Below are 23,961 nucleotides of genomic sequence, written 5' to 3' on the forward strand. Positions count from 1 at the left end.
TGCCTCCTTATCAAGCTGCCCGGTAGAGCCATGCATCGAAACTGTCCTTCGGGATGCGGATGCTTCCGCCTGCCCGCAGGACACGGAACTCGGTGGTGCTGTTGCACAGGTTGTAGGCGGCACGCTGGCTGATGGCCAGCATCTGCGCGACCTCCTTTACCGTGTACACCAGCTTTGTGGTCTCAGGGCTGTTGGTCGGAGACTTGACGGCATTGGTTCGAGTGGCCACCTCCATTGTAGCCGGATTCGAGTCCGACTGCAAGGACTTTTTCGTATAATCCAAAGATTTCACATTCTCGTACATTTTATTACACATAGGCATTGCTCCTTACTTATCGTGGCGCATTGCAGGCTCCTGCGTGCGGTTCTCATAAAATCGAATGACCTCCGGCGGGATGCTGTCCAGTGTTTTCAGGGCGGCTTCATAGTCCTGCCGCAGCTTGGCATCCTCCAGACGCTTCAAGACGCTCCCTTCCTTCGCTTTGTCCAGCGAGGCAGAGAGCGTCTTGTTCTTCTCTTTCAGTTGTTTGTTCTCGGCGGCGGTCTCCGTAAAGGCAATCTGATAGCGGTTCAGTTCGGTGCGCATTTTGGACACTGCCGGGATATAGCTGTCCAGCACCTTGCTGATCTCCGCCGCACGGCTCTTGCCGTTGAAGGGATTGATACCCACCAGCAGGGCATCCAACTGCTCCTTCTGCTTGGTCAGTTGGGTCATCTCCTTGAAGATGCGAGGCGGGATGTGCTCCCGCCCGGTCTGGCTGGCGCTTTCGCCACGCTCCAGTTCCGGGTACTGCTTGACCATGTGCTGCCAGAACTCGTCCTGCCACCTCACAAGGTTCTTGCGGTTGCCGATGATCTCCTTGGCGCTCAGCCGTCCGTCAGGGGTCAGTGGCACAAAGCAGAGGTGCAGGTGGGGCGTTTTCTCGTCCATGTGGACAACGGCAGAGAGAAAGGTATCCGGGCGCTGTCTGCCCTCCAAAAATTTCAGGGCGTACGCAAAGTACGCTCTGATCTCCCGGTTGGTCTTATCCTTGAAAAACTCCGGGCTGGCGGTGACAAGAGCCTCCACCACCCGCACGCTGTCCTTGCGGACACGGCAGTGGGCAGCGGCTATCATGCGGTCGGCTTCTTCCCGGTACCTGCCCTGCGGCTGCACCAGATGGAGGTTGTAGCGGCTCCGGCTCGTGTCGATATCCGGGTTGCTGGCGTACTGCTCCTTGGTGCGTTCGTTATGGGCTTCGATGGGGCTGATGGCAGGCCCCTTGTACTTTTTGAACCTTAAAATGCCGTATTGGGCTTTCATAGATCACGCTCCTTCTTGGGGTGTACAAAAAATCTGTACGGACTTCAAATAACCTGTACGGTCTGTACGGCGTACAGAAATGCGAAATATAAACGATAACACGTTTTAATTCGTTTCGATTCGCTGTACAGGTGCGTACAAGTACAGACCGTACAGGTTGTACGAACTTCTTCCGTGAAAAAAATGCACTTTTTACGGACAGGGGTGGACAAGCGGCTCGATGCCTACAAAACCCCGCACCCTGCGGCCACCGGGCAGGTAGATGTTGTTGGTGGCTTCAAGGTTATAGCGGCGGTCATTCTGGCGCAGTTCCGCGCTGAAACGGATCGCCGATACGCTGTGGCAAGCGTTATCTTCGCACCACTGCTTATAAATGTCGTAGAACTCCTTGGAACTGATGGAGTAGTCCGCCTTGAAACGGAAGTAGCCCTCGGACTCCATGAAGTCGATGACATTGTTGCTGCTGCGTTTGATGGTGTCCACGTTGGCGGCGGCTCGTTCGCTGACCGTGAAGCGGAAATCGTTCTGCACCAGCCGGTGCAGCCCTTCCAGACACCAGAGGAGGATGCCTTCCAACTCGGCGCACATCTTCTCCACAAGGAAAGGGTCATCCGTGCGGTCAGCAGGCTTGTCCTTGGTGGTCAGGATGAGCTGGCGGCGAAAGAAACCGTCCGAATGGTCGTACAGCGAGGTCAGCGCACCGTTGCCGAAGCAGAGGAACCGGGCGTAGATGTCCCGCTGGTAGCTCTGGACACCCTTGCGCTCCAAGTCCAGCTTGGCCTCGGCGGTCACGATGGTCTTAATATAATTCGTTTTGGGCAAGGCGTTCATGTCCATGTCATCGTCGATCATGAGCAGGCGGCGTTCCAGATCAGCACGGGCAAAGCGGTTGTTCTCCACTTTCTGGACGCTGCCGTTGCTGGCGGCATCTCCCATGAGCCGCTTCAGCACCAGCCCGATGCGAGATTTGCCTTCGCCGCCCTTGCCGACAATGAGCATCATCTTCTGTCCCTTGGTGCTGGGGATCAGGCAGTAGCCCAGATATTCCTGTAAGGTGGGGATGTCGGCATCGTCCAGCAGCTCGTGCAGAAAGGTCAGCCAGCGGTCAGGGCTGGCGGCTTTGGGGTCATATCTCACAGGTAAGCGGTTCTGGCAGAACAGCCGGGTCTCCTGAAAAGAGCCATCCGGCAGATGGTACACGCCGTTCTGGAGGTGGATGCAGTCCTGTTCGATGGGAAACGGGTCGGAAAAGGCCAGCAGCTTGATGGTCTCCAGAATGTTGGTAACCTTTTTGGACAGGCCGGAGGTGACATATTCCTCGATGTTCTCCAAGATGCGCTGCTTGATCTCGCTCTCATCCTCCACCGGGCCGTCCAGCGTGTACAGCGTTCCGTTGACGCATTTCAGCGGCCACTGCTCCAGAAAGGCACGGCCAAACTGGACTTCATCAATCTTCTTGCCGTTGTACCAGTCAGGCCATAAGGGGTTGCGGGAAATGTTTTTCTTCATAGGGTAATTCTCCTTTAGAAAAGTGAAGTGGTGGGTCTCACGGTGAGACCCACCACTTCGGGTGAATAAATTATCAGGCACACTTTGCCAGAGCAAGGCGGTCGGTGCGCTCCTCCAGCATCAGCAGGTACGACCCGGACAGCAGCTGTGCGGCGGCAGCGGCCTTCTGCTGGGGCGTCCCAAAAGCAACGCAGTCCGTCAGGTGCTCGATGGTCTCGGTCGTGTGGAGGGCTTCCACGAACCGCTCGTCCAGCGGTTCTTCCGGGCTGGCGGGCTTGTAACGCTCTCGCCAGTCGTGCAGCAGGTCGAGATAATCGGTCAGCACCCGCAGGCAGTAGGCGATGTCTGCCCACTGCTCGTCTGTCAGGCCGCGCTTGGGCGGCGGCAAAGCGATGGCATTGGCGGGCGGCTTATCCGGATCAAGCCAGAGCTTGTCGGGGCGGGGCCCCTCCATCTTGCTGACGCAAGACCGCTCTGTCACTTGCAGTCCCCACTGGGGACTGCATTGCTTCGCAAACGCGAAGTCATTTATCAGCTTCTCGGCGGCTTGCCGGGGGTTCAGGTCGAACAGCTTGGCGGTGAGGTCGATGGCATCGCCGTTGGCTCCACAGCCAAAGCAATAATAATAGGTGTCGTTCAGCTTCATGCTGGGGTCGCTGTCGGAATGGAACGGACAGCACACCATGCCATGGCGGTCGGGCTCCATGCCGTACATCTCTCCCACCTGCCGAACGGTGATGGCGGACTTGATCTTTTGATATAAACTCAAAATTTCTCCTTTGCTCAAAGGCTCTGGCACGGATCAATTTGATCCCTGCCACGTTCAAAGTCACCGGTGTTCCCCAAGTGGGAACTTCGGTGAAGCCGGTCTCCCTTGCTGCCTTCCGACAGGAAATCTTTTTGGACTCTGTGTCGGCCCCATGCAGGGCGCTCGCTCCCCCGATGGGAGGTCTTGGCGGTCTGGGCAGTTCGGACGGTCATTCTGTTCTCAAGGTTCTGTTATGAAAGATATTTCAGAGGGCTTTCGCGGGAAGCCCTTAATATGTTCGCTGCTGGGGAGTTAATATGTTTTCTTTCTGTCTATAGGATAGCACCATGATGGCCGCTGTGCCGTATATCCATAATGTCGGAAAACAGGTGCAGAAACTGCAAAATTCCACGCTTATGGACAGGAACCGCTGGAAGTGGTATACTGTGCAAAAAACATCGGAGGTGCGACCATGAACATCAAGCTGACACTGGGAGAACGGCTCAAAGACCTGCGTGTGGAGCGGAATCTGAAGCTGGAAACGCTGGCAGAGCAGACGGGTCTGTCCAAATCGGCACTGTCGAAATATGAGAGCGACGATGTGACCGACCTCAGCATTTATGCGGTGACAACGCTGGCTGAGTTCTATGGCGTGACCACGGACTACCTGCTGGGGGTGACGGAAAACAAAAAACGCCCAGATGCAGTCCTTTCGGACTTGCATCTGAGCGATGGCGCAGTGGACGTATTAAGGAATGGAAAATTCAATCATCGGCTGCTGTGTGAGCTGATCGTGCATGAGAATTTTCAGAGGTTCATGACCGATCTGGAAATCTATGTGGACGGATATGTCAGCGCAAACATTCAAAACCTCAATGCTGGTCTGGAAGCGACCCGGCAAATGCTGAAAAAGAAGTATGCAGCAGATGAAAACGATTTGTACATGAGCACCTTGAAGCTGGGGCAGATCGATGAAGATGAGTACTTTGGCCGGGTCTTGTACGATGAGTTGGTGGCCATCCTGAAGAACATCAAGACGGAACACCGCAAGGACAAGACCACTTCGGATGGTTCAATGATCGATAACCTGATGAAGGAACTGGAGGATGCACAGAAACATGAAGGGTCTGCGGATGAAAAGAAGATCCGAACGGCATTGAAGGCAATCGGCATCAACTACGATAAGCTGACAGAGGATGAAAGAAAGCTGATAAAGAAGATCCTTTATAAAACGGCAATGCTGAAACCGGGGACACTTGCAGGCAACCGGGGAAAGCACAGACGTTGATTATTTACCTTGCGGCTTATAGGGGAAAAACGCTGCTGCGGCAGGACGGGAGAACGTACACCATTGGTTCCTCTGAAAGCCTGCGCTGGGTGGGCAGAGACCGTCAACTGCCACGCCCATCCGCGCATCCTTCTGCCACAGAACAGGTGCTTGCCGGAGCCTTTCGCAGCCCCTTTTCCGCATCAGCCGGAACCAAGGTGTAACACACTAGACTTTGCAAGCAAAGTCGTGTGCCAACGAGCGTTCCGCCGCTCTTTGGATTCTTCCCGGCAGGGCACTGGAAAATGGGGTGCCCTGTGCAGCACGGGGCGCATCCGTCACCTCGCACAAAAAATTGACTGCAAGTTTTACTTGACAATTCGCAGAATATGCACTATCATAGCCATAAGATGAATATAATGTTTATAACGATATACTCAATTTGAGGGTGAGGTATTCCATGGCAATCAATGATAGTGCTGTCGTCCCGCTTTACCAGCAGGTAAAGGATGACATTCGTGCCGCGATCGAGAGCGGCAAGTACAAAACCAACGAGAAGATCCCCCCGGAGCCGGAGCTGAGTGCAGAGTACTCGGTCAGCCGCATCACGGTGCGCCGTGCCGTGGAAGAGCTGTGCGCCGAAGGGTATCTGGTCAAAATGCAGGGGCGGGGCACCTTTGTCAGCAAGCCCCGCATCCATCGTAAGTTTGCCAGCGGCAGAGGAACTGCCAGCTTTACGGAGACCTGCAAAGAGTACGGCATGGTGCCGGGCGCCCGGCTGCTGAACCGTCAGATCGTGCCGGTGCGTAAGGATGAGGAAGCCTTCTTCCATGTAGGCCCGGAAGCCTTGCTCATCTATATCCAGCGTCTGCGCACCGCCGATGGTCAGCCGGTGTTTCTGGAAAATCTCTTCCTGCCCTACGAGCCCTACAAGAGCCTGATGAGCGAGAATCTCAATGATGTTTCCATGTTTGACACCATTGAGCGCATCTCCGGGCTGCGCCCTGCAACGACCTCCTGCCAGCGTATCGAGGCGGTACGGGCTTCGGCAGAACAGGCACAGCTGCTCAACCTTTCGCTGGGCGAGCCGCTGCTGTATCTGAACGCCTACTTCCATGACCAATATGACCACCCGCTGTGCATCGGGCGGCAGTATTACATTGGAAGCCGGTATATGTTTGAGTTTTGAGGGCAGCATTCTGTCCCCCCAAGAGCGTCTTTTCCACCCGGAAAAGACGCTCTTTTTGTCGTTCCAAGGAGAATTGTTGGTGAAACTGCTAAAATATAGGGGAGATGCTTTGTGCACTTTACCAAAGTAAAGATTTTTTTAGAAAAACCTCTTGACGTCTGTGCAAAATGTGGTATTATGTACATGATGATTATGACGTCTATAACGAATAAGATGATACAGACGCCGAAGAGATGAAGGAAACACAGGAAAGGTCGTGGATGCGTATGAACCGAATCATTCTTGCTTCGCACGGAGGGCTGTCCGCCGGAATGAAGGACACCGTGCAGATGATCCTTGGTGAGTTGCCGAACCTTTATGCCCTTGCTACCCTGCGGGATGAGACCGAGCCTATCACGGTGGCGGCACGTCGGTTGCTGGATGGCTTTGCAGCAGAGGATGCTGTGTACATCGTGACCGATGTGATGGGCGGCAGCGTGAACAACGAGATGCTGACTCTGCTGCCGGAGTATCCGGCGGTGCACCTGATCTGCGGCATGAACGCTTCTCTGGTGCTGACCCTTGCTTCCAACGACGAAGCCCTGACACAGGACGAACTGGCCGAGTGCATTGCAGATGCCAAGGCGCAGATCATTGATTGCAACCTGCTGCTGAAAAAAGCAGCCCAAGATGAGGAGGATGACCTATGATCAAATTAGTACGTCTGGACTACCGCCTGCTGCACGGTCAGGTGGTATTCTCGTGGACCGGCCATGTGGGCGCACAGCGCATCATCGTGGTGGACGATGACGCCGCCAACGACGAGATGAAAAAGTCCGCCCTGCTGCTGAGCAAGCCTGCCGGTGTCCGGGTGAACATCTTCACGGTGGACAAAGCCATCGCCAAGATGCCCAAGGTGGAGCAGCTGGACGAGAAGATCATGATGATCTTCGGCAACACCGCTGCCCTGCTCAAGTTCTGCCAGGCATACCCCAAGATCAAAGAGATCAACTACGGCGCTGTGGCAAACAAGCCCGGCTCCAAGGCCTTTGACCAGTCGGTATTCCTGACCCCGGAGGAGCAGGCAGACACCCAGAAGCTGCTGGATATGGGCATTAAGATCTACAGCCAGCAGACCCCCACCTTTAAGGTAGTACCCATCGATCACATCTGATCGTAAGGAGATAAGAAGGAGGAATTGACCCATGTTTGTTACCGCACTGCTTCTGGGTCTGGTTGGCGTGTTCTGTATTCTGGACTCGCGCATTCTGGGCCGCATGAACTTCGAGCGTCCGCTCATCACCTGCACCATCGTCGGTGCGCTGCTGGGTGATCTGCAGACCGGCCTGACCCTTGGCGCATCCATCGAGTTGATGAGCCTTGGCATCGTGAACATCGGCGCAGCAGCACCCCCGGACATGAACATGGCTGCCATCATCTGCGCAGCTTTTGCCATCCTGACCGATGCTTCTGCCGAGACCGCACTGGCGCTGGCCATTCCCATCGCTGTTCTGGGCCAGATGCTGGGCGTGCTGATGCGCACCATCCTGTCCAACCTGACCCACGTTGCCGACCACGCCATTGCAGAAGGCAAGTTCCGCAAGGCATGGAGCATGCACATCGTCTGGGGCACGCTGCTGTACAGCCTGATGTACTTTATCCCCATCTTCCTGTCCGTCTACTTCGGCACGGATCTGGTGCAGAAGATCGTGGCTTTCATCCCCGCATGGCTGACCGATGGCCTGAACCTCGGCAGTAAGTTCCTTACCGCTTACGGTATTGCCCTGCTGCTGTCCACCATGCTCAACCGCGACCTGACCGTCTACTTCCTGCTGGGCTTCTTCTTTGTGGGTTATCTGGGTCTGGATATCACCGCTGTGGCGATCTTCGCCGCAATTCTGGCTGTGATCCTGACCGGTCTGAAGTATGGCAAGGGCGCACCTGCCGCAGCCGCTGCCGGTGCAGCTGCTGCCAACCCGGACTACGACCCGCTGGAAGATGACGACGATCTTTGATAGGAGGAAGCTGAAATGAGCAACGCAACCAAGACTGCAAAGCGCAGCGACTTCAAGAAATACTTCCAGTTCATGTGGCGCTCCCTGAACATTCAGGCCTCCTGGAACTACGAACGTCAGATGAACATGGGCTTTTTGTACGGCATCGCTCCCACGCTGGACGAGCTGTACCCCGACGAGAACGACCCCGAGCAGCTGGCGCACAAAAAGGAAGCCTACGAGCGCGAGATGGCGTTCTACAACTGCACCCCGCAGACCAGTGCCTTTACGCTGGGTCTGGCCGCTTCCATGGAGGAGCAGTACGCCGCCGACCGTGAAAACTTCAACCCGGAGACCATCAACGCCGTCAAGACCTCGCTGATGGGCCCCCTGTCCGGCGTGGGCGACTCCTTCTTCCAGGGCACTGTCCGTCTGATCGCTTTTGGTCTGGGCATCTCTCTGGCACAGCAGGGTAACGTTCTGGGCCCCATTCTGGCCATGATCCTCTCCATTGTCCCCGCTGTGCTGGTCACATGGTTTGCCGGTAAGCTGGGCTATACCATGGGCAGCAAGTACCTGACCAAGCTCAACGGCGGCATGATGGACAAGCTGATGTACGTCTGCGGCATCGTAGGCCTGATGGTCATCGGTGCCATGGTGGCAAGCATGGTGGGTCTGACTACTCCCATCACCTTCGCAAGCACCGGTCTGGTGCTGCAGGATGTGCTGAACAGCATTCTGCCGAACCTTCTGAACCTTGGCATCGTGATGCTGATGTACACCCTGATCCGCAAAAAGGTCAAGACCGGCTGGCTGCTGGTCATCTGCATCGTGGGCGGTGTTGCCATCAACGCCCTTGGTCTGTTGGTGTAACCGGGTTTCCGGCTTACATAGATATCCGTACGCCTGTAATTTGTGATTCATCAGAACAAAAAGAAAAATAATTTGGAGGATTGCATTATGTATAACATTGATCTGGCAAACGTCAAGTCCATCGTGGCAGACATCGTGGCAAAGCACAACGTGGAGAACGTGGCCTTTGTTGGCTGCGGCGCTTCCAAGGCAGAGCTGTACCCCGCAAAGTACTTCCTGGCAAACTGCAGCAAGAAGCTGCGTGTGGCACACTACACCGCCAACGAGTTCAACTACGATACCCCCGATTGGCTGGGCGACACCACTGTGGTCATCACCGCTTCTCTGGGCGGCAGCACCCCTGAGACCGTCAAGGCCAACAGCGTGGCAAAGGCCGCTGGTGCAACCGTTGTCAGCGTTACCCACGCTGCCGGTTCTGCCCTGACCAAGGAAGCTGACTACACCATCGTTCACGGCTTTGAGGCAAACTACGCCGCCAAGCTGGAAAAGATGGGCTACGTTCTGGCACTGGCTGTGGAGATCCTGCAGCAGGTGGAAGGTTTCGACAAGTACGACAAGATGATCGAGGGCCTGACCAACGTGTTCGAGGCTGCCGAGAACGCTGCCAACTCTGCCCGCAAGTCTGCCAAGGAGTTCGCTGAGAAGTACAAGGACGCTCCCGTCGTCTACGTCATGTCCAGCGGCGCTTCCATGGAGGTCGCTTACTCCACCTCCATCTGCTTGATGATGGAGATGCAGTGGGTCAACTCCGGCTCCTTCCACAGCGGCGAGTTCTTCCACGGCCCCTTCGAGATCGTGGACAAGGACGTGCCCTTCATCCTGCTGATGAACGACGGCAAGACCCGTCCCGTGGATGCCCGCGCACTGACCTTCCTGCACCGCTTCGATGCTCTGACCACCGTTGTGGATGCAAAGGATTACGGTCTGGGCAATGCTGTGGACAGCAGCGTCATCACCTACTTCAACCCGCTGATGCACACCGCCGTGTTCCGCGTCTATGCTGAGGAGCTGTCCTACGTCCGTCAGCATCCGCTGACCCTGCGCCGCTATATGTGGAAGCTGGAGTACTAAGCGATCGACCGGGATCAATAGACCCATGCTTGGGGGAGGGGCTTGCCCCTCCCCTTTTTTGATGAAGAGGGAAATGAAGAATGATTGAAGCAGTGATTTTTGATATGGATGGGGTGCTGGCAGATACAGAATATTACTACGAGAACCGCCGTAAAAACTTTCTGCTGGAAAACGGCATCCCCATCCCGGAGGGCAACTTCATCGGCTCCAACGAAAAAGCCATCTGGGAAGCCATTGTCCCCAACGACCCTGTGCGCCGTCAGGAGATGCTGATGGCTTACCGGGAGTACCGCAAGGCTCGCCCCACCCCCTACGGCAAGCTTACCGACCCGCAGGCAGAGCCGCTGATGAATGCGCTGCGCAGCCGGGGGCTGAAGGTGGCGGTGGCGTCCTCCAGCGCAGCACCGGATATCATGAAGATGCTCACGGAGGGCGGCTTGAAAGCCATGGTGGATTTCGCCTTCAGCGGCGAGGACTGCGCCGCCCATAAGCCTGCACCGGATATCTATCTCAAGGCGCTGAAGGCACTGGGGCTGACGGCAGACAAGGCTATTGCGGTGGAGGATTCTCCCACAGGCATTGCCTCCGCAAAGGCGGCAGGGCTGAAGGTGCTGGCACTGAAGCCCCGCCACGGCGAGCCGCTGGACCAGTCCGCCGCAGACTGCATCATCACCCAGCTGATGGATGTAAAGGAGCATCTGGACTGAGATGGAAGCGATCAAGAACGGTCTGCGCAAAAACCTGACTCCGGCACAGCTGTGGAGCGGCGCACGCTTTTTTCTACTGCTGAATCTGGGACTTATCATCTATGCAGTAGCACTGAACTTTTACTGTGCGCCCAACCACTTTGTATTTGGCGGCACCACCGGTCTTTCCATCGTTCTGGCCACCTGCTTTCCGGCTCTGAGCGTCAGCACCTTTATGTGGATCACCAATGCGGTGCTGGATGTGCTGGGCTGCGTCTTTCTGGGCATAAAGACCATGGGTTGGACACTGTACTCCTCCTTCATGCTCAGCTTTTATTCCAGTATGTGCGAAAAGATGTTTCCCGTGTCGCAGCCTTTGACGGATGATACTTTGCTGGAGCTGTGCTTTGCGGTGGCGCTGCCTGCCATTGCCAGCGGCATCGTATTCAACATCGGGGCATCCACCGGCGGCACCGAGATCGTGGCGATGATCCTGCACAAGTACATCAAGGTGGAGATCGGCAGGGCTCTGCTGCTCAGCGATATCGGCACAGTGCTGTTTGCGGCTTACCTCTACGGCCCGCAGACCGGGATGTACTGCGTGCTGGGACTCATCGGGCGCAGCACCATCGTGGATACAGCTATCGAGAGCCTGAATCTCCGCAAGGTGTGTACGGTCATCACCTCAAGGCCGGAGCCCATCCGGCATTTCGTTACGGAAACACTGGGACGCACAGCGACCCAGCAGAACGCCACCGGCGTGTACACCGGCGAGCCCCGCACCATGATTATGGTGGCGCTGACCCGGCGGCAGGCAGGGCTGCTGCGGGATTTCCTGCGCCGGGAGGACCCGGAGGCCTTTCTGACCATTGTCAACTCAAGCGAGATCATCGGCAAAGGGTTCCAGTCCATCTGAAAACGCAGAATGCCCGCCCACTGTGGCTTTCCACAGGTGGGCGGGCATTATTATATATGGTAAATGGTTGTTTACGCTGACTTCCCGGGATTTACGCTGAAAATACGCTGACTTGGCATGGTTTACGCTGAATTTACGCTGAAAACGCGCAATCGCGCGAACAAAGCGCGAATAAATCCGGCTGACCGCGAATAAACCGCGAACAAAGATCGCACGGGCGTGCATTCTTCATGCGTGGGAAGGTGCGACGTGAAAGTTGGAACTTGTAAAAATAAACTGTAATACGATTGAATTTCGGAAAAGTGGAATCGCACGCTGGAATGCGCGCGTGCAATGTTGCCTGAATAAAAGTCAGCGATAAAAACGCGCGCCGCGCGATTAGCATTTTTGCCGCGCGTTTTCTAAGGCTCAATCTTCCAGCCTGCCGTGGTCACAGCCGAGGGAAAGATAATGCTCCATCTCCCCTCTCAGCACCATCTGTGCGTACTCCAAGGGCTTATTATACAGCAGCCAGTCCAGTTCTGCCCGCTGTGCCGGGGTGTTGCCGTACTCGTCCTCCACGGTAATGCAGTCGATGACAACGGTGGTGCCATCCGCGAACAGGGCTTCCACCCGGTTGGTGTCCATGTTGTAGCGGCAGGAAAGCAATTTTGTCATAGTCATATCCTCCAAGACTTGATTTTTGGTGTGCAGTCACTCGAACCAATGCCGTCAAGTCGTTGTCGGATGAAGTGGTTTTTAGTTTGTCCGGGAGTAAGTGCACGGTTTCTGCACGGTTTTTGCACGGTTTCAAAACGTGCAAAGGGTGCAAATCGTTGCAAAATCGGACAAAGGATGCAGAAACTCCAAGCTCAAAACTTGCGATGTATCGCTAAGAAATAACGACAAAACGTAACTTCCAAAAATTGAGGGAATCGCCCGGCGTGCGCTACGAATCAGTAGGCCGGGGGTTCGAGTCCCTTCCATCGCACCAGAAAATGCCGTGAAATCGAAAGATTTCATGGCTTTTTTGTTTTGTAAGCCATGGCTGCACGGTTTCTGCACGGTCGGTGTTATCCATGTCCGATGATGTAGGGCGCTGTATTGCATTGCAATCAGTGCCCTTTTTTGCATCAGGTGAGCAGGGCTAAGCGGAGTTTTGCCTTCATTTCCGGGTCGGCATCCTTCAGCAATTCCAAAAGAGCCGTCATGGAGATGGTGGGTTCGCCTGCGGCGGGTACAGCCTGCGGGCTGGGGGTGTCGGGCTTGGCATAGAAGCCGCTTTCAAACTTCTTGCCCAGTTCCACACGGGAGGATTGCTGGATAAGGCGGGCAAAGACTTCCTTGAGGATGTTCTCCGCTTTTTTAGCGTGAAAATGTAAAAGACCAACTGTATATTTCAGGTTTCGGAAAGAAGCTTCCCCTCCTCCAGCATCTTTTTCACCTCGCGCAGGTCTTTGCACTCGGCGGTGTACAGACGGCGCATCTCGTCGTCGGCGGGGGCAAGGTCCGGCACCATCACGGTGACAAAGCCGCCCCGCGCACCGGCCCGCACGCCGTTGTAGCTGTCCTCCAGCACCAGCGTTTCAGCCGGGGTGGTGCCCAGCGCCTTGGCCGCGGTGAGGAAGATCTCCGGGTCGGGCTTTGACGAGGTGAACTGCTCGCCGGAAATAAGGGCCTGAAAGTGATCGGTCATGTGCCAGTTGTTGAGGTGCCGCAGGATGGATGCCATCCGGCTGGAGGAAGCCACCACCATGGGAATGTGCTGCGCTTCCAGATAGGCAATCAGTTCATCCAGACCCGGCTTTTTGGGCGGCGGTGCCTGAAAGGCCGTCTCCGCCTGCGCGTGCAGGGCATCCATGATGGCATCGGTGTCGCAGTCCGGGCCGTAGAAGCGGCGCAGCACGGCCCGCATGGAATCGCCTGCCGAGCCGCGCGCGGCAGCGTCCAGCCCTTCCTTATAAGGAAGACCCAGTGTGGCCAGTGCGGGCTTCCACAGGGTGGCCCAGATGCGCTCGGTGTCGAACATCAGCCCGTCCATATCAAAAATAACACCTTTTATCATTGTGCAAAAGCTCCTTTCTGAGCCTGTAAGATCCGGCTTATGCCCTCATTGTATCATATTTTGGGCAGTTTGCACATGGAAAAGCAGGCAATTTAGCGCAACTTAACCTGTCCAAAGATGAAAGATTTTTCGTTTCCTTGTAAATCACATTCATATTATTATAATAGAAAACAACATCCGGTGTTTGCGGGCGCATTTTCACTCGCTGCGCCCGAGATCAGGAAAGAGGGAAAATAAATCATGTTGGATATCAAGATCACCCGTACCACTGCTCCGAAGGCAAAGCCTGACGAGAGCAATCTGGGTTTTGGCAAGAAGTTCACCGACCATATGTTCGTGATGGATTACACCGAGGGCGAAGGCTGGCACGATGCCCGCATTGTCCCCTACGGCCCCTTTGAACTGGACCCGGCTACTGTCGTGTTCCACTACGCTCAGGAGATCTTTGAGGGCATGAAGGCATACCGCACGGCCGATGATACCGTCCAGCTGTTCCGCCCGGACTGCAACGCAAAGCGTTTCCAGGACTCCGCCGACCGTCTGTGCATCCCCAAGATCCCTGTGGAGGACTACATTCAGGCCGTTGAAACTCTGGTGGACGTGGACCGTGACTGGGTGCCCCATTCCGACGGTGCTTCCCTGTATATCCGTCCCTTCGTGTTCGCAAACGACGTGGGTCTGGGTGTGCACGCTTCCAAGCACTACATTTTCTGCATCATCTGCGCTCCCTCGGGTGCTTACTACGCCGAGGGCATCAACCCCGTGCGCATCTACGTGGAAGACGAGTACATCCGTGCCGCTCCCGGCCTGACCGGCTTCACCAAGTGCGGCGGCAACTACGCTGCTTCCATCAAGGCCGGCGAGCTGGCCGAGGAGCAGGGCTACGCACAGGTGCTGTGGCTGGACGGCGTGGAGAAGAAGTACGTCGAGGAAGTTGGCAGCATGAACATCATGTTCAAGATCGACGGCAAGGTGTACACCGCTGCTACCGTCGGCACCGTTCTGCCCGGCGTTACCCGCCGCAGCTGCATCGAGCTGCTGAAGGACTGGGGCTATGAGGTCGTCGAGGGCAAGATCGCCATTGCCGACATCATGGCTGCTGCCCGCGAAGGCAAGCTGGAAGAGGTGTTCGGCACCGGTACCGCCGCTGTCGTCTCCCCCGTCAAGGAGCTGGTCTGGAAGGGCGAGCACGCCTACATCGGCGACGGCAAGATCGGCCCTGTCACCCAGAAGCTGTACGACACCATGACCGGTATGCAGTGGGGCAAGATCCCCGATACCAAGGGCTGGATCGTGCCTGTTGAGAAAAAGAACTGATCCCGATTCTCCGGAGAGAACCTTTTTATTCAGAATAGCAGCAAACGCCGCCAGGCCTCCGCTCGGCGGCGTTTGCCGTATATCGGAAAACTCCTTCAGTCTCGCATACGCTCGACAGCTCCCTCTAAGAGGGAGCCGTTGGCAAAACCGGAAACTTTACCGTACTGCCAAAGCCTCCCTCATTGAGGGAGGTGGCATCGCGCAGCGATGATGGAAGGAGTATCCGTCAAACCTCCAAAATTTCCCGGCGCAATTGCTTTCTGTGCCCTGCAGTGCTAAACTGAAAACAGAACAGCGGCCTGCATTGCGGCAGGCCATGTGCAGGAAAGATTGAGAGGAATGGACCCATGGTCAAAAAATGGAGCGTGAGCTACCCTGCCGTCAACGGCACCGAGCAGCGCAGAGTATATGTTTATCTGCCCACGATGTATGAAGCTGACCCCGACCGCCGGTATCCGGTGCTGTATATGTTCGACGGCCAGAACGTCTTTTTTGACGAGGATGCCACCTTTGGCAAGAGCTGGGGCGTGGCCGATTATCTGGACTACACCGACACCCCGCTGATCGTGGCGGCGGTGGAGTGCAACGCCGGAGCCAACAACGAACGGCTGGTGGAGTATTCGCCCTACCGGTTCGACGACCCGCAGTTCGGCCACTTCGACGGCACGGGTCAGGCCACCATGAGCTGGTATATCCACCGGTTCAAGCCCTTCATCGACCGCAACTTCCGCACTCTGCCCGACCGGGAGCACACCTTCATCGGCGGCAGCAGCATGGGCGGCCTGATGAGCCTGTACGCCCTTTTGCAGTACAACGACACTTTCAGCCGTGCGGCGGCGCTGTCGCCGTCCATCTGGGTGTCGCCGGAAAAGCTTTCCGGCCTTGTGGGCCGCGCAAAGCTGGAGCCGGGCACCGTGCTGTACATGGACTACGGCTCCCGCGAGATGGGCAACCACGAGGGCATGCGCAGCGGCTTTGCAGAGATGTGCGCAAAGGTCATGACCCGGGGCATCCACCTTACCAGCCGCATCGTGCCCGGCGGCACCCACAGCGAAGCCAGCTGGGAAAAACAGCTGCCCTTTATGTTCCATACTCTGATGTATGAGGTGGAGGAGTAAACCCTAAAAGGAGGAAACACCATGGAAATGCAGTATTTTAAGGACTACAGCCCGGCGCTGGGCCGCGACATGGAGTGCAAAATTTACGGCCACGCAGGCCGCCCGATGCTGTACATCCCCTGTCAGGATGGCCGCTTCTTCGATTTTGAGAACTTCCACATGGCCGACACCCTTGCCCCGTGGATCGATGCCGGTAAGATTATGGTGATCTCCATTGATACCATGGACAAGGAGACCTGGTCCGACACGCAGGGTGACCCCTATTGGCGCATCCGCCGCTATGAGCAGTGGCTGCGCTATATCGTGGAGGAGGCTGTGCCCAAGATCCAGTATCTGGCCAAGGAGCGCAACGGCTGGGACGACCTGCCCGGTGTCATTGCCTTTGGCTGCAGTCTGGGCGCTACCCATGCGGTCAACCTGTACCTGCGCCGCCCGGATGTGTTCTGCGGCTGTCTGGCCCTCAGCGGCATCTACACGGCCCACTATGGCTTCGGCAATTATATGGACGAGCTGGTGTACATGAACTCGCCCGTGGACTACATGAAGAACTTCCCGGAGGATCACCCCTACATGCAGCTGTTCCGCAGCCAGAAGGCGGTCATCTGCTGTGGTCAGGGCGACTGGGAACGGCCGGACACCACATGGTTCCTCAAGCGCATCTTCGAGGCCAAGAACATCCCCATCTGGGTAGACCTGTGGGGCCACGATGTGAACCACGACTGGAACTGGTGGTATAAGCAGACTGCATATTACATGCCGTATATTCTGGGCGAGTAAAATGGCTCGCCCTCTCAGTCACCTTCGGTGACAGCTCCCCCAAAGGGGGAGCCTTTGGCAAAACCAAAAGGCCTTGCCGTACTGCCAAGGCCTCTCCCTTTGACAGATTTCCCCCGGTCGGGGGAAGATGTCGCGCAAGCGACAGAAAGGGGAACGAGGTGGACGCGAGCTTTGCGAGCGGACGGAGAGGGCGAGGCCGCCTTTATAGAGGTTTATAGAGGAAAGAGGAATCATAAAACCATGCAGAATTTCATTTTTATTTCGCCCAACTTCCCCACCAACTACTGGCAGTTCTGCCGTGAGCTGAAAAACAACGGCATGAACGTGCTGGGCATCGGCGACCAGCCCTACGATGAGCTGAAGCCGGAGCTGAAGGACAGCCTGAACGAGTACTACAAGGTGGGCAGTCTGGAAAACTACGACGAGGTCTACCGCGCCGTGGCCTTTTTTGCCTTCAAGTATGGCCGCATCGACTGGCTGGAGTCCAACAATGAATACTGGCTGGAGCGGGACGCAGCCCTGCGCACCGATTTCCACATCACCTCCGGCTTCCAGACCTCCGATATGCCCCGCATCAAGTACAAGAGCAAGATGAAGGAGTATTACCGGAAGGCCGGCATCGCCACCGCACGCTACCACATGGTGGACGATTACGAGGGCTGCCGGAAGTTCATCGACGAGGTGGGCTACCCGGTGGTGGTAAAGCCGGATAACGGCGTGGGCGCATCCGACACCCACAAGCTGTCCAGCGACGAGGACCTGAAAAAGTTCCTCGTGCAGAAGACGGCCCATCACCCGGATGTGGAGTACATCATGGAGGAGTTCGTCCGGGCCGAGGTGAACAGCTACGATGCCATCATCGATGCCAACGGCAACCCCATCTTTGAGGCCGGCAACGTCAGCCCCATGTCCATCATGGATATCGTCAACGACAACGACAACTCCATCTACTACATCATCAAGGACCTGCCCGAGGACACCCGCGCTGCAGGCCGTGCCGCCGTCAAGAGCTTTGGCGTGAAGAGCCGCTTCATCCACTTTGAGTTCTTCCGCATGACCGAGAATCAGGCCAGCATGGGCAAAAAGGGCCAGATCGTGGCACTGGAAGTCAACATGCGCCCCTGCGGCGGCTTCACCCCGGATATGATCAACTTTGCCCGCTCCACCAACGTGTATAAGATCTGGGCGGACATGATCGCCTTTGGCGGCACCGATATGCCGGTGGGTGAGCACTTCTACTGCCCGTTTGCAGGCCGCCGCGACGGCAAGCACTTTGTGTACAGCCACGAGCAGATCATGCAGAAGTACCAGCAGAACATGCGCATGGTGGACCGCATGCCGGACGCGCTGAGCGGCGCCATGGGCAACCAGATGTACGTTGCCACCTTCTCCACCCGCGAGGGCATGGAGCAGTTCTACTCCGATGTGCTGGCCGTCACCGACGACAACAACGCCGCTGTGCAGAAGGAGCTGAGCAGCATTCTGGCTCTGGGCGAGCCGGAGACCACCCCGGCCCAAAAGCCCGCCGCTCCTGCCGCTAAAAAGGCACGCACCACAAAGAAAAAGTAAGAATACGCTCAAAAAGCCCCGGAATGGCGTGCCCGTTCCGGGGCTTTTCGTTGTCCCTTTCTGCAAAGTGTGCTATACTGTTGCCAGACATTTTATTGGGAACGAGGTACATCTATGAAAATTCCTGCAAACGGCTTCACCCACGCCGGCAAGTTCCACGCCGACGATGTGTTTGCCACTGCCCTGCTGCAAATTTTGCGCCCGGACATCAAGATCACCCGCGGCTTTGTGGTGCCGGATGATTTTGACGGCATCGTGTACGATGTGGGCTTTGGTATGTTCGACCACCATCAGGAGCCGCGGGAGTGCCGCCCCAATGGCGTGCCCTATGCGGCCCTCGGCCTGCTGTGGCGGGTGCTCGGCCCCGGCCTTGTGGGTGAGCGTCAGGCCCGGCTCATTGACGAGAACTTCATCCAGCCGCTGGACCTCAACGATAACACCGGCGAGCAGAACAGCCTGTGCGATGCCATTGGCTTTTTTAACCCGGTGTGGGACTCCAAAGAGGATCAGGACACCTGCTTTTTCAAGGCGGTGGCCGTGGCAAAGCAGATCTTGGAAAACCAGATCGCCAGCGCCAACGCCGTGAACCGCGCCGACGAAAAGGTGCAGCAGGCTTACAAAAACTCCCGGGACGGCATCGTGGTGCTGCCCTGCTATCTGCCGTGGAAGAACGGCCTGTACAAGACGGACGCGTTGTTCGTGGTTTACCCCAGCCAGCGCGGCGGCTGGAGCGCCCAGTGTGTCACCGACCACAAGACCAAGCGCCCCAAGCTGCCCTTCCCCCAGAGCTGGGCCGGCCAGCCGCAGGAGGTCATTGAGCAGAAGAGCGGCATCCCGGGCATCAGCTTCTGCCACGCCAGCCGCTTCCTCATCACCGCCAAGGATAAGGAAACTGCCCTTGCCGCCTGCCGTCAGGTGTTAAAGAACAATGGCCGCATCTGAGCCGTGCGCCCGGCCAAAGCCCGCCTTTGTGTATATGGTGCGGTGTACCGGCGGTACGCTGTACACCGGCTGGACCACCGACCCTGCCGCCCGCCTGCGCGCACACCAGAGCGGACGCGGCGCAAAGTACACCCGTGCCAGAGGGGCCGGGGGTTTTGCCTATCTGGAACTGTGCGCGGATAAGCGCGCCGCCCTGCGGCGGGAGTATGCCCTCAAGCAGCTGCCCAAGGCCCAGAAGGAACTGCTGTGCGCCGCATGGAGCGCGGCGGGCGGGCCATTTTCCGGCGCATAAAGCGAAAACGAAACCCGGGACTCTTTCAGGGCCAGACGGCTCACGAAAGGGTCCCGGGCTTTTTGTTTTTGCGGTGTGAATTCTTTCCGTGTGCTGTAGTCCGCACATGCCCCGGGCGGGATGCATGTGCCCCGAATATATACTGTGCAAATGCATAAAATGTGAATATATTCTGCAAATAACGCATAAAGATGCAACATGAACGAAAAACGGGTGCCGGAAGCAAAAAAGGTTTGTATGGTTTTGTTATTGACGAAAAAACAGCGCGGCGTATAATAAAAGCATCAACCGAAACGCAACGGAAGAGGATGCGAAGGGAAAGTGCGCATCAGAAGACAAAAGTGTATTTTTATGAAAAAGGAGCGTCACCTATGAAAAAGGAAAACATCAAAAAAGTCGTGCTGGCATACTCCGGCGGTCTGGACACCTCCATCATCATTCCCTGGCTGAAGGAAAACTACAACAACTGCGAGATCGTCGCTGTCTCCGGTGACGTGGGACAGGGCACCGAGCTGGACGGTCTGGAAGAAAAGGCCAAGGCTACCGGCGCTTCCAAGCTGTACGTGCTGGACCTGAAGAAGGACTTTGTGGAGAACTACATCTTCCCCACCCTGAAGTTCGGCGCGAAGTACGAAGATTACCTGCTGGGCACCAGCTTTGCACGTCCCTGCATCGCCAAGGCTCTGGCGGATATCGCCATCAAGGAAGGCGCAGATGCCATCTGCCACGGCTGCACCGGTAAGGGCAACGATCAGGTGCGTTTTGAGCTGACCCTCAAGGCCCTGTGCCCGGATATGGCCATCATTGCTCCGTGGCGTGAGTGGGACATCAAGAGCCGTGACGAGGAGATCGATTACGCCGAGGCTCACCACATCCCCCTGAAGATCAACCGCGAGACCAACTATTCCAAGGACAAGAACCTGTGGCACCTGAGCCACGAGGGCCTCGATCTGGAAAGCCCCGCCAACGAGCCCCAGTACAACAAGCCCGGTTTCCTGGAGCTGGGCATCAGCCCCGAGCAGGCTCCCGATGTTCCCACCTATGTGACCATCCACTTTGAAAAGGGCATCCCCACCGCCGTGGACGGCAAGGAGATGGGCGCTGTGGAGCTGGTGGAGCACCTGAACAAGCTGGGCGGCGAGAACGGCATCGGCCTGCTGGATATCGTGGAGAACCGTCTGGTGGGCATGAAGAGCCGCGGCGTCTATGAGACCCCCGGCGGTGCCATCCTGTACAAGGCCATCAATGTGCTGGAGACGATCACTCTGGATAAGGAGAGCTCTCACTTCAAGGCTCAGCTGGCCCAGAAGTATGCCGATATCGTTTACAACGGCCAGTGGTTCACCCCGCTGCGCGAGGCTCTGGACGCCTTTGCCGACAGTCTGGAAAAGACCGTCACCGGCGATGTGAAGCTCAAACTCTACAAGGGCAACATGATCAACGCCGGTGTCACCTCTCCCTACACCCTGTACGACGAGCAGACCGCTTCCTTCGGTGAGGACGAGGACTACAATCAGGCCGATGCAACAGGTTTCATCAACCTGTTCGGCCTGTCCATCAAGGAGCGCGCAAAGCTGTCCAAGAACTGGCCGGAGGTCAAGTAAGCAGCTATAACATCTTCCCTTTCGTGTGTTTTCACACTTTCACACGGAAGTTTCATCCAACCGGCATCGTTGCCGGCGGCACCGCCGCAGGAGCGTTTTCCCCTGCGGCGGCTTTGCCGTTTTTAGAAGAAATAAAATGAGCGGCAAAAACTCCTTCCGTCACCTTCGGTGACACCTCCCTCAAAGAGGGAGGCGTTTATCAGCTGACCGTAACGTTAAGGCTCCCTCCCAGAGGGAGCTGGCACGGCGTCAGCCGTGACTGAGGGAGTGAATAGGGCGAGCCGCCTATCAGTAAAGGATAAAACTATGGCAGAACAACTCTGGAAGGGCCGTTTTTCCAAGGCCGTGGATTCCCGCGTGAACGACTTCAACTCCTCCATCCGCTTCGATCAGCGCATGATCGCGCAGGATATGCGCGGCAGCGGCGTGCACGCCGCCATGCTGGCAAAGCAGGGCATCATCTCGGAAAAGGACTGTGAGGACATCCTCAACGGTCTGGCTTCCATCGCTGATGATCTGGCAGCCGGCAGGCTGGAAATCGACCCGGGTGCCGAGGATGTGCACACCTTTGTGGAGCAGACCCTCACCGCCCGCATCGGCGATGCGGGCAAGCGGCTGCACACCGGCCGCAGCCGCAACGATCAGGTGGCGCTGGATATCCGCCTGACCCTGCGGGACTACAGCCACACCCTGCAGGCCTACATTGTGGAGCTCATCAAGGTCATCTGCAAAAAGGCCGGTGAGAACACCACCGCCGTCATGCCCGGCTACACCCATCTGCAGCGTGCCCAGCCCATCACCTTTGGCCATGCCCTGATGGCATACGCCTCCATGCTGCTGCGCGACCTGCAGCGCTTTGAGGATGCCACCGCCCGCATGGACGCACAGTGCCCGCTGGGCAGCGGCGCGCTGGCTGGCACCACCTACCCGCTGGACCGCCAGTTCACCGCCGAAAAGCTGGGCTTTGCGGCTCCCTGTGCCAACAGTCTGGACGGCGTGTCCGACCGCGATTTCTGCATCGAGCTGGCCAATGCCATCTCCATCTGCATGATGCACCTGTCCCGGCTTTCCGAGGAGATCATCCTCTGGTGCAGCTGGGAGTTCAAGTTCATTGAGCTGGACGATGCCTTTACCACCGGCTCTTCCATTATGCCGCAGAAGAAGAACCCGGATGTTACCGAGCTGATCCGCGGCAAGACCGGCCGCGTCTACGGCGACCTGAACACCCTGCTGGTGATGATGAAGGGCATTCCCCTCGCCTACAACAAGGACATGCAGGAGGATAAGGAAGCCATCTTCGACGCAGTGGATACGCTGGAGCTGTGCCTGAAGACGGTCACTCCCATGCTGGACACCATGAAGACCATTCCGGCCAACATGCGCCGCGCCGCCGCCAAGGGCTTTATCAACGCCACCGACTGCGCCGACTACCTCACCAAGAAGGGGATGCCCTTCCGCGATGCCTACAAGCTGACCGGCTGCATGGTGTCCGACTGCATCGCAAAGGACAAGACCCTTGAAGAGCTGACCCTCGATGAGTTCAAGGGCTACAGCGCTCTGTTCGAGAACGATATCTACGATGCCATTGATCTGGTCAAGTGCTGCGAGGGCCGCACCAGCTACGGCGGCCCCAGCGAAGCCAGCGTGAACAACCAGATCGCACTGGCAAACGCACAGCTGGATGCGTGGGAGGAAAAGAACGCATGAGCGTGAAAATTTTTATTGATGGCTCTTCCGGCACCACCGGCCTGCGCATTGCCGACCGTCTGGCACAACGCCCGGAGATCGAGCTGCTTTCCATTTCCGCAGAGGGCCGCAAGGATGTGAACGAGCGCGCGAAGGTGATCAACTCTGCCGACCTCGCCTTCCTCTGCCTGCCGGATGCCGCTTCCAAAGAGGTCATGCCCCTGCTGCGCCCGGACGTGAAGGTGCTGGACACCTCCACCGCCTTCCGCACCGATGCCGCATGGGACTACGGCTTCCCGGAGCTGGCGGGCCAGAAGGAAAAAATCAAAAATTCCTGCCGCGTGGCGGTGCCCGGCTGCTATGCCAGCGGCTTTATCAGCATTGCCCGCCCGCTGGTGGAGCTGGGCCTTGCACCGGCCGATTATCCCTTCAGCTGTACCGGCATCTCCGGCTACTCCGGCGGCGGCAAAAAGATGATCGCCGAGTACGAGAGCGCTGATCGCCCGGCGCACAGCAAGCTGGATGCACCCAAGAGCTACGGTCTGGGCCTTGCCCATAAGCACCTGCCGGAAATGCAGAAGATCAGCGGCCTTGCCCACACCCCCATGTTCGTGCCCGTGGTGTGCGATTACTACTGCGGCATGCAGGTGCTGGTGCCGCTGGATCTGACGCTGGCGGGCAGCACCGCCGAACAGGTGGCCGAGGGCATTGCGGCATATTACAAGGATGCTGCCACCGTCAAGGTGCACGCTCTGAACGAAGCCCTGCCGGAGAACGGCCTGTACTCCAATGCCATGGCCGGTACCGACCGCATGGAGCTGTACATGACCGTGAACGCTGCAGGCGACCAGATGATGCTGGTCTCCCTGTTTGATAATCTGGGCAAAGGCTCTTCCGGCGCGGCCGTCCAGTGCATGAACCTGATGCTGGGGCTGGAAGAGACCAAAGGGTTGGAATAAAAAAGAAAACCCTCTCAGTCACCTGACGGTGACAGCTCCCCCGAAGGGGGAGCTTTTGGCAAAAAAGATAACGTTTCCCTCTTGCTGAAAAGCTCCCCCTTTGGGGGAGCTGGCAATG

Annotated in this window: 25 protein-coding genes; 18 read left to right on the forward strand and 7 right to left on the reverse strand. The window is 57.0% G+C overall.

Going from position 1 to position 23,961, the window contains the following annotated elements:
* Window positions 1–10: 10 nt before the first annotated feature.
* The 4 genes from ACGHUK_RS00345 to ACGHUK_RS00360 all read right to left on the reverse strand — a co-directional run bounded on the left by ACGHUK_RS00345 (window position 11) and on the right by ACGHUK_RS00360 (window position 3,581).
* Window positions 11–304, reverse strand: coding sequence for a helix-turn-helix domain-containing protein (locus tag ACGHUK_RS00345; protein WP_227622739.1), 294 nt, complete (start codon window positions 302–304; stop codon window positions 11–13).
* A 24-nt stretch (window positions 305–328) separates the two neighbouring features.
* Entirely contained in the window at window positions 329–1,303 is a 975-nt protein-coding gene (mobV, locus tag ACGHUK_RS00350) for a MobV family relaxase (RefSeq protein ID WP_154252870.1), read from the reverse strand.
* A 192-nt stretch (window positions 1,304–1,495) separates the two neighbouring features.
* Window positions 1,496–2,812 (reverse strand): phage/plasmid primase, P4 family, encoded by a 1,317-nt coding sequence (locus tag ACGHUK_RS00355; protein ID WP_316539239.1) that lies wholly within the window; start codon window positions 2,810–2,812, stop codon window positions 1,496–1,498.
* Between the two features lie 73 nt (window positions 2,813–2,885).
* Window positions 2,886–3,581 carry a CHC2 zinc finger domain-containing protein gene (locus ACGHUK_RS00360; RefSeq protein ID WP_390574581.1) on the reverse strand — a complete coding sequence of 232 codons (696 nt, stop codon included), beginning with the start codon at window positions 3,579–3,581 and terminating at the stop codon, window positions 2,886–2,888.
* 451 nt (window positions 3,582–4,032) lie between these two features.
* Here ACGHUK_RS00360 and ACGHUK_RS00365 point away from each other — a divergent pair, with 451 nt between their 5' ends.
* From ACGHUK_RS00365 to ACGHUK_RS00405, 9 genes are all read left to right on the forward strand, one after another.
* On the forward strand, window positions 4,033–4,848 hold the full coding sequence (locus ACGHUK_RS00365) for a helix-turn-helix domain-containing protein (protein ID WP_113991720.1): 816 nt from the start codon (window positions 4,033–4,035) through the stop codon (window positions 4,846–4,848).
* 439 nt (window positions 4,849–5,287) lie between these two features.
* Window positions 5,288–6,016 carry a GntR family transcriptional regulator gene (locus tag ACGHUK_RS00370; protein ID WP_015565018.1) on the forward strand — a complete coding sequence of 243 codons (729 nt, stop codon included), beginning with the start codon at window positions 5,288–5,290 and terminating at the stop codon, window positions 6,014–6,016.
* Between the two features lie 260 nt (window positions 6,017–6,276).
* The gene (locus ACGHUK_RS00375) at window positions 6,277–6,705 is read left to right on the forward strand and encodes a PTS sugar transporter subunit IIA (RefSeq protein WP_173014745.1); all 429 of its coding nucleotides are present in this window, start codon (window positions 6,277–6,279) and stop codon (window positions 6,703–6,705) included.
* Window positions 6,702–7,169, forward strand: a complete 468-nt coding sequence (locus ACGHUK_RS00380; protein ID WP_097773854.1) for a PTS sugar transporter subunit IIB — start codon at window positions 6,702–6,704, stop codon at window positions 7,167–7,169. Before ACGHUK_RS00375 ends, ACGHUK_RS00380 begins: the two co-directional genes overlap by 4 nt.
* A gap of 31 nt (window positions 7,170–7,200) precedes the next feature.
* Window positions 7,201–8,010: a PTS sugar transporter subunit IIC gene (locus tag ACGHUK_RS00385; RefSeq protein ID WP_015565015.1), complete on the forward strand. Its 810-nt coding sequence runs from the start codon at window positions 7,201–7,203 to the stop codon at window positions 8,008–8,010.
* Window positions 8,011–8,025: 15 nt separating this feature from the next.
* A complete protein-coding gene (locus tag ACGHUK_RS00390) occupies window positions 8,026–8,862 on the forward strand; it encodes a PTS system mannose/fructose/sorbose family transporter subunit IID (protein WP_154266010.1) in 837 nt (278 codons plus the stop codon).
* An 87-nt stretch (window positions 8,863–8,949) separates the two neighbouring features.
* On the forward strand, window positions 8,950–9,933 hold the full coding sequence (locus ACGHUK_RS00395) for an SIS domain-containing protein (RefSeq protein WP_015565013.1): 984 nt from the start codon (window positions 8,950–8,952) through the stop codon (window positions 9,931–9,933).
* Window positions 9,934–10,013: 80 nt separating this feature from the next.
* Window positions 10,014–10,640 carry an HAD family phosphatase gene (locus tag ACGHUK_RS00400; protein ID WP_015565012.1) on the forward strand — a complete coding sequence of 209 codons (627 nt, stop codon included), beginning with the start codon at window positions 10,014–10,016 and terminating at the stop codon, window positions 10,638–10,640.
* 1 nt (window position 10,641) lies between these two features.
* On the forward strand, window positions 10,642–11,535 hold the full coding sequence (locus ACGHUK_RS00405; protein ID WP_015565011.1) for a YitT family protein: 894 nt from the start codon (window positions 10,642–10,644) through the stop codon (window positions 11,533–11,535).
* Window positions 11,536–11,943: 408 nt separating this feature from the next.
* Here the strand turns inward: ACGHUK_RS00405 and ACGHUK_RS00410 are convergent, their stop codons facing one another.
* From ACGHUK_RS00410 to ACGHUK_RS00420, 3 genes are all read right to left on the reverse strand, one after another.
* Entirely contained in the window at window positions 11,944–12,192 is a 249-nt protein-coding gene (locus ACGHUK_RS00410) for a DUF6061 family protein (RefSeq protein WP_015565010.1), read from the reverse strand.
* Between the two features lie 455 nt (window positions 12,193–12,647).
* Window positions 12,648–12,821 (reverse strand): hypothetical protein, encoded by a 174-nt coding sequence (locus ACGHUK_RS00415; protein WP_242821922.1) that lies wholly within the window; start codon window positions 12,819–12,821, stop codon window positions 12,648–12,650.
* A 92-nt stretch (window positions 12,822–12,913) separates the two neighbouring features.
* Window positions 12,914–13,579, reverse strand: a complete 666-nt coding sequence (locus ACGHUK_RS00420; RefSeq protein ID WP_005939046.1) for an HAD family phosphatase — start codon at window positions 13,577–13,579, stop codon at window positions 12,914–12,916.
* Between the two features lie 240 nt (window positions 13,580–13,819).
* Between ACGHUK_RS00420 and ACGHUK_RS00425 the strand changes: the two genes are divergently transcribed.
* The 9 genes from ACGHUK_RS00425 (at window position 13,820) to argC (ending at window position 23,843) form a co-directional block, all read left to right on the forward strand.
* Entirely contained in the window at window positions 13,820–14,896 is a 1,077-nt protein-coding gene (locus ACGHUK_RS00425; protein ID WP_005939052.1) for a branched-chain amino acid aminotransferase, read from the forward strand.
* Between the two features lie 347 nt (window positions 14,897–15,243).
* The gene (locus tag ACGHUK_RS00430; protein WP_097781094.1) at window positions 15,244–16,014 is read left to right on the forward strand and encodes an alpha/beta hydrolase; all 771 of its coding nucleotides are present in this window, start codon (window positions 15,244–15,246) and stop codon (window positions 16,012–16,014) included.
* Window positions 16,015–16,035: 21 nt separating this feature from the next.
* Entirely contained in the window at window positions 16,036–16,791 is a 756-nt protein-coding gene (locus tag ACGHUK_RS00435) for an esterase family protein (RefSeq protein ID WP_390574583.1), read from the forward strand.
* Window positions 16,792–17,031: 240 nt separating this feature from the next.
* Entirely contained in the window at window positions 17,032–18,360 is a 1,329-nt protein-coding gene (locus ACGHUK_RS00440) for an acetyl-CoA carboxylase biotin carboxylase subunit family protein (protein ID WP_390574584.1), read from the forward strand.
* A gap of 114 nt (window positions 18,361–18,474) precedes the next feature.
* Window positions 18,475–19,302 (forward strand): MYG1 family protein, encoded by an 828-nt coding sequence (locus ACGHUK_RS00445; RefSeq protein ID WP_005938572.1) that lies wholly within the window; start codon window positions 18,475–18,477, stop codon window positions 19,300–19,302.
* A complete protein-coding gene (locus ACGHUK_RS00450) occupies window positions 19,289–19,594 on the forward strand; it encodes a GIY-YIG nuclease family protein (RefSeq protein WP_390574585.1) in 306 nt (101 codons plus the stop codon). The genes ACGHUK_RS00445 and ACGHUK_RS00450 overlap by 14 nt, the downstream gene beginning before the upstream one ends.
* 371 nt (window positions 19,595–19,965) lie before the next feature.
* The gene (locus tag ACGHUK_RS00455) at window positions 19,966–21,198 is read left to right on the forward strand and encodes an argininosuccinate synthase (RefSeq protein ID WP_390574586.1); all 1,233 of its coding nucleotides are present in this window, start codon (window positions 19,966–19,968) and stop codon (window positions 21,196–21,198) included.
* Window positions 21,199–21,504: 306 nt separating this feature from the next.
* Window positions 21,505–22,905, forward strand: a complete 1,401-nt coding sequence (argH, locus tag ACGHUK_RS00460; protein WP_097774511.1) for an argininosuccinate lyase — start codon at window positions 21,505–21,507, stop codon at window positions 22,903–22,905.
* On the forward strand, window positions 22,902–23,843 hold the full coding sequence (gene argC, locus ACGHUK_RS00465) for an N-acetyl-gamma-glutamyl-phosphate reductase (protein ID WP_390574587.1): 942 nt from the start codon (window positions 22,902–22,904) through the stop codon (window positions 23,841–23,843). Before argH ends, argC begins: the two co-directional genes overlap by 4 nt.
* The last annotated feature ends 118 nt before the right edge of the window (window positions 23,844–23,961 follow it).

The organism is Faecalibacterium sp. i25-0019-C1, from assembly GCF_042854225.1.
Classification (GTDB): domain Bacteria; phylum Bacillota; class Clostridia; order Oscillospirales; family Ruminococcaceae; genus Faecalibacterium; species Faecalibacterium taiwanense.

Coding starts and splice junctions, on each gene's coding strand:
- ACGHUK_RS00345 (WP_227622739.1), bottom strand. CDS start 304: ATGTACGAGAATGTGAAATCTTTGGATTATACGAAAAAGTCCTTGCAG.
- mobV (WP_154252870.1), bottom strand. CDS start 1,303: ATGAAAGCCCAATACGGCATTTTAAGGTTCAAAAAGTACAAGGGGCCT.
- ACGHUK_RS00355 (WP_316539239.1), bottom strand. CDS start 2,812: ATGAAGAAAAACATTTCCCGCAACCCCTTATGGCCTGACTGGTACAAC.
- ACGHUK_RS00365 (WP_113991720.1), top strand. CDS start 4,033: ATGAACATCAAGCTGACACTGGGAGAACGGCTCAAAGACCTGCGTGTG.
- ACGHUK_RS00370 (WP_015565018.1), top strand. CDS start 5,288: ATGGCAATCAATGATAGTGCTGTCGTCCCGCTTTACCAGCAGGTAAAG.
- ACGHUK_RS00375 (WP_173014745.1), top strand. CDS start 6,277: ATGCGTATGAACCGAATCATTCTTGCTTCGCACGGAGGGCTGTCCGCC.
- ACGHUK_RS00380 (WP_097773854.1), top strand. CDS start 6,702: ATGATCAAATTAGTACGTCTGGACTACCGCCTGCTGCACGGTCAGGTG.
- ACGHUK_RS00385 (WP_015565015.1), top strand. CDS start 7,201: ATGTTTGTTACCGCACTGCTTCTGGGTCTGGTTGGCGTGTTCTGTATT.
- ACGHUK_RS00390 (WP_154266010.1), top strand. CDS start 8,026: ATGAGCAACGCAACCAAGACTGCAAAGCGCAGCGACTTCAAGAAATAC.
- ACGHUK_RS00395 (WP_015565013.1), top strand. CDS start 8,950: ATGTATAACATTGATCTGGCAAACGTCAAGTCCATCGTGGCAGACATC.
- ACGHUK_RS00400 (WP_015565012.1), top strand. CDS start 10,014: ATGATTGAAGCAGTGATTTTTGATATGGATGGGGTGCTGGCAGATACA.
- ACGHUK_RS00405 (WP_015565011.1), top strand. CDS start 10,642: ATGGAAGCGATCAAGAACGGTCTGCGCAAAAACCTGACTCCGGCACAG.
- ACGHUK_RS00410 (WP_015565010.1), bottom strand. CDS start 12,192: ATGACAAAATTGCTTTCCTGCCGCTACAACATGGACACCAACCGGGTG.
- ACGHUK_RS00420 (WP_005939046.1), bottom strand. CDS start 13,579: ATGATAAAAGGTGTTATTTTTGATATGGACGGGCTGATGTTCGACACC.
- ACGHUK_RS00425 (WP_005939052.1), top strand. CDS start 13,820: ATGTTGGATATCAAGATCACCCGTACCACTGCTCCGAAGGCAAAGCCT.
- ACGHUK_RS00430 (WP_097781094.1), top strand. CDS start 15,244: ATGGTCAAAAAATGGAGCGTGAGCTACCCTGCCGTCAACGGCACCGAG.
- ACGHUK_RS00435 (WP_390574583.1), top strand. CDS start 16,036: ATGGAAATGCAGTATTTTAAGGACTACAGCCCGGCGCTGGGCCGCGAC.
- ACGHUK_RS00440 (WP_390574584.1), top strand. CDS start 17,032: ATGCAGAATTTCATTTTTATTTCGCCCAACTTCCCCACCAACTACTGG.
- ACGHUK_RS00445 (WP_005938572.1), top strand. CDS start 18,475: ATGAAAATTCCTGCAAACGGCTTCACCCACGCCGGCAAGTTCCACGCC.
- ACGHUK_RS00450 (WP_390574585.1), top strand. CDS start 19,289: ATGGCCGCATCTGAGCCGTGCGCCCGGCCAAAGCCCGCCTTTGTGTAT.
- ACGHUK_RS00455 (WP_390574586.1), top strand. CDS start 19,966: ATGAAAAAGGAAAACATCAAAAAAGTCGTGCTGGCATACTCCGGCGGT.
- argH (WP_097774511.1), top strand. CDS start 21,505: ATGGCAGAACAACTCTGGAAGGGCCGTTTTTCCAAGGCCGTGGATTCC.
- argC (WP_390574587.1), top strand. CDS start 22,902: ATGAGCGTGAAAATTTTTATTGATGGCTCTTCCGGCACCACCGGCCTG.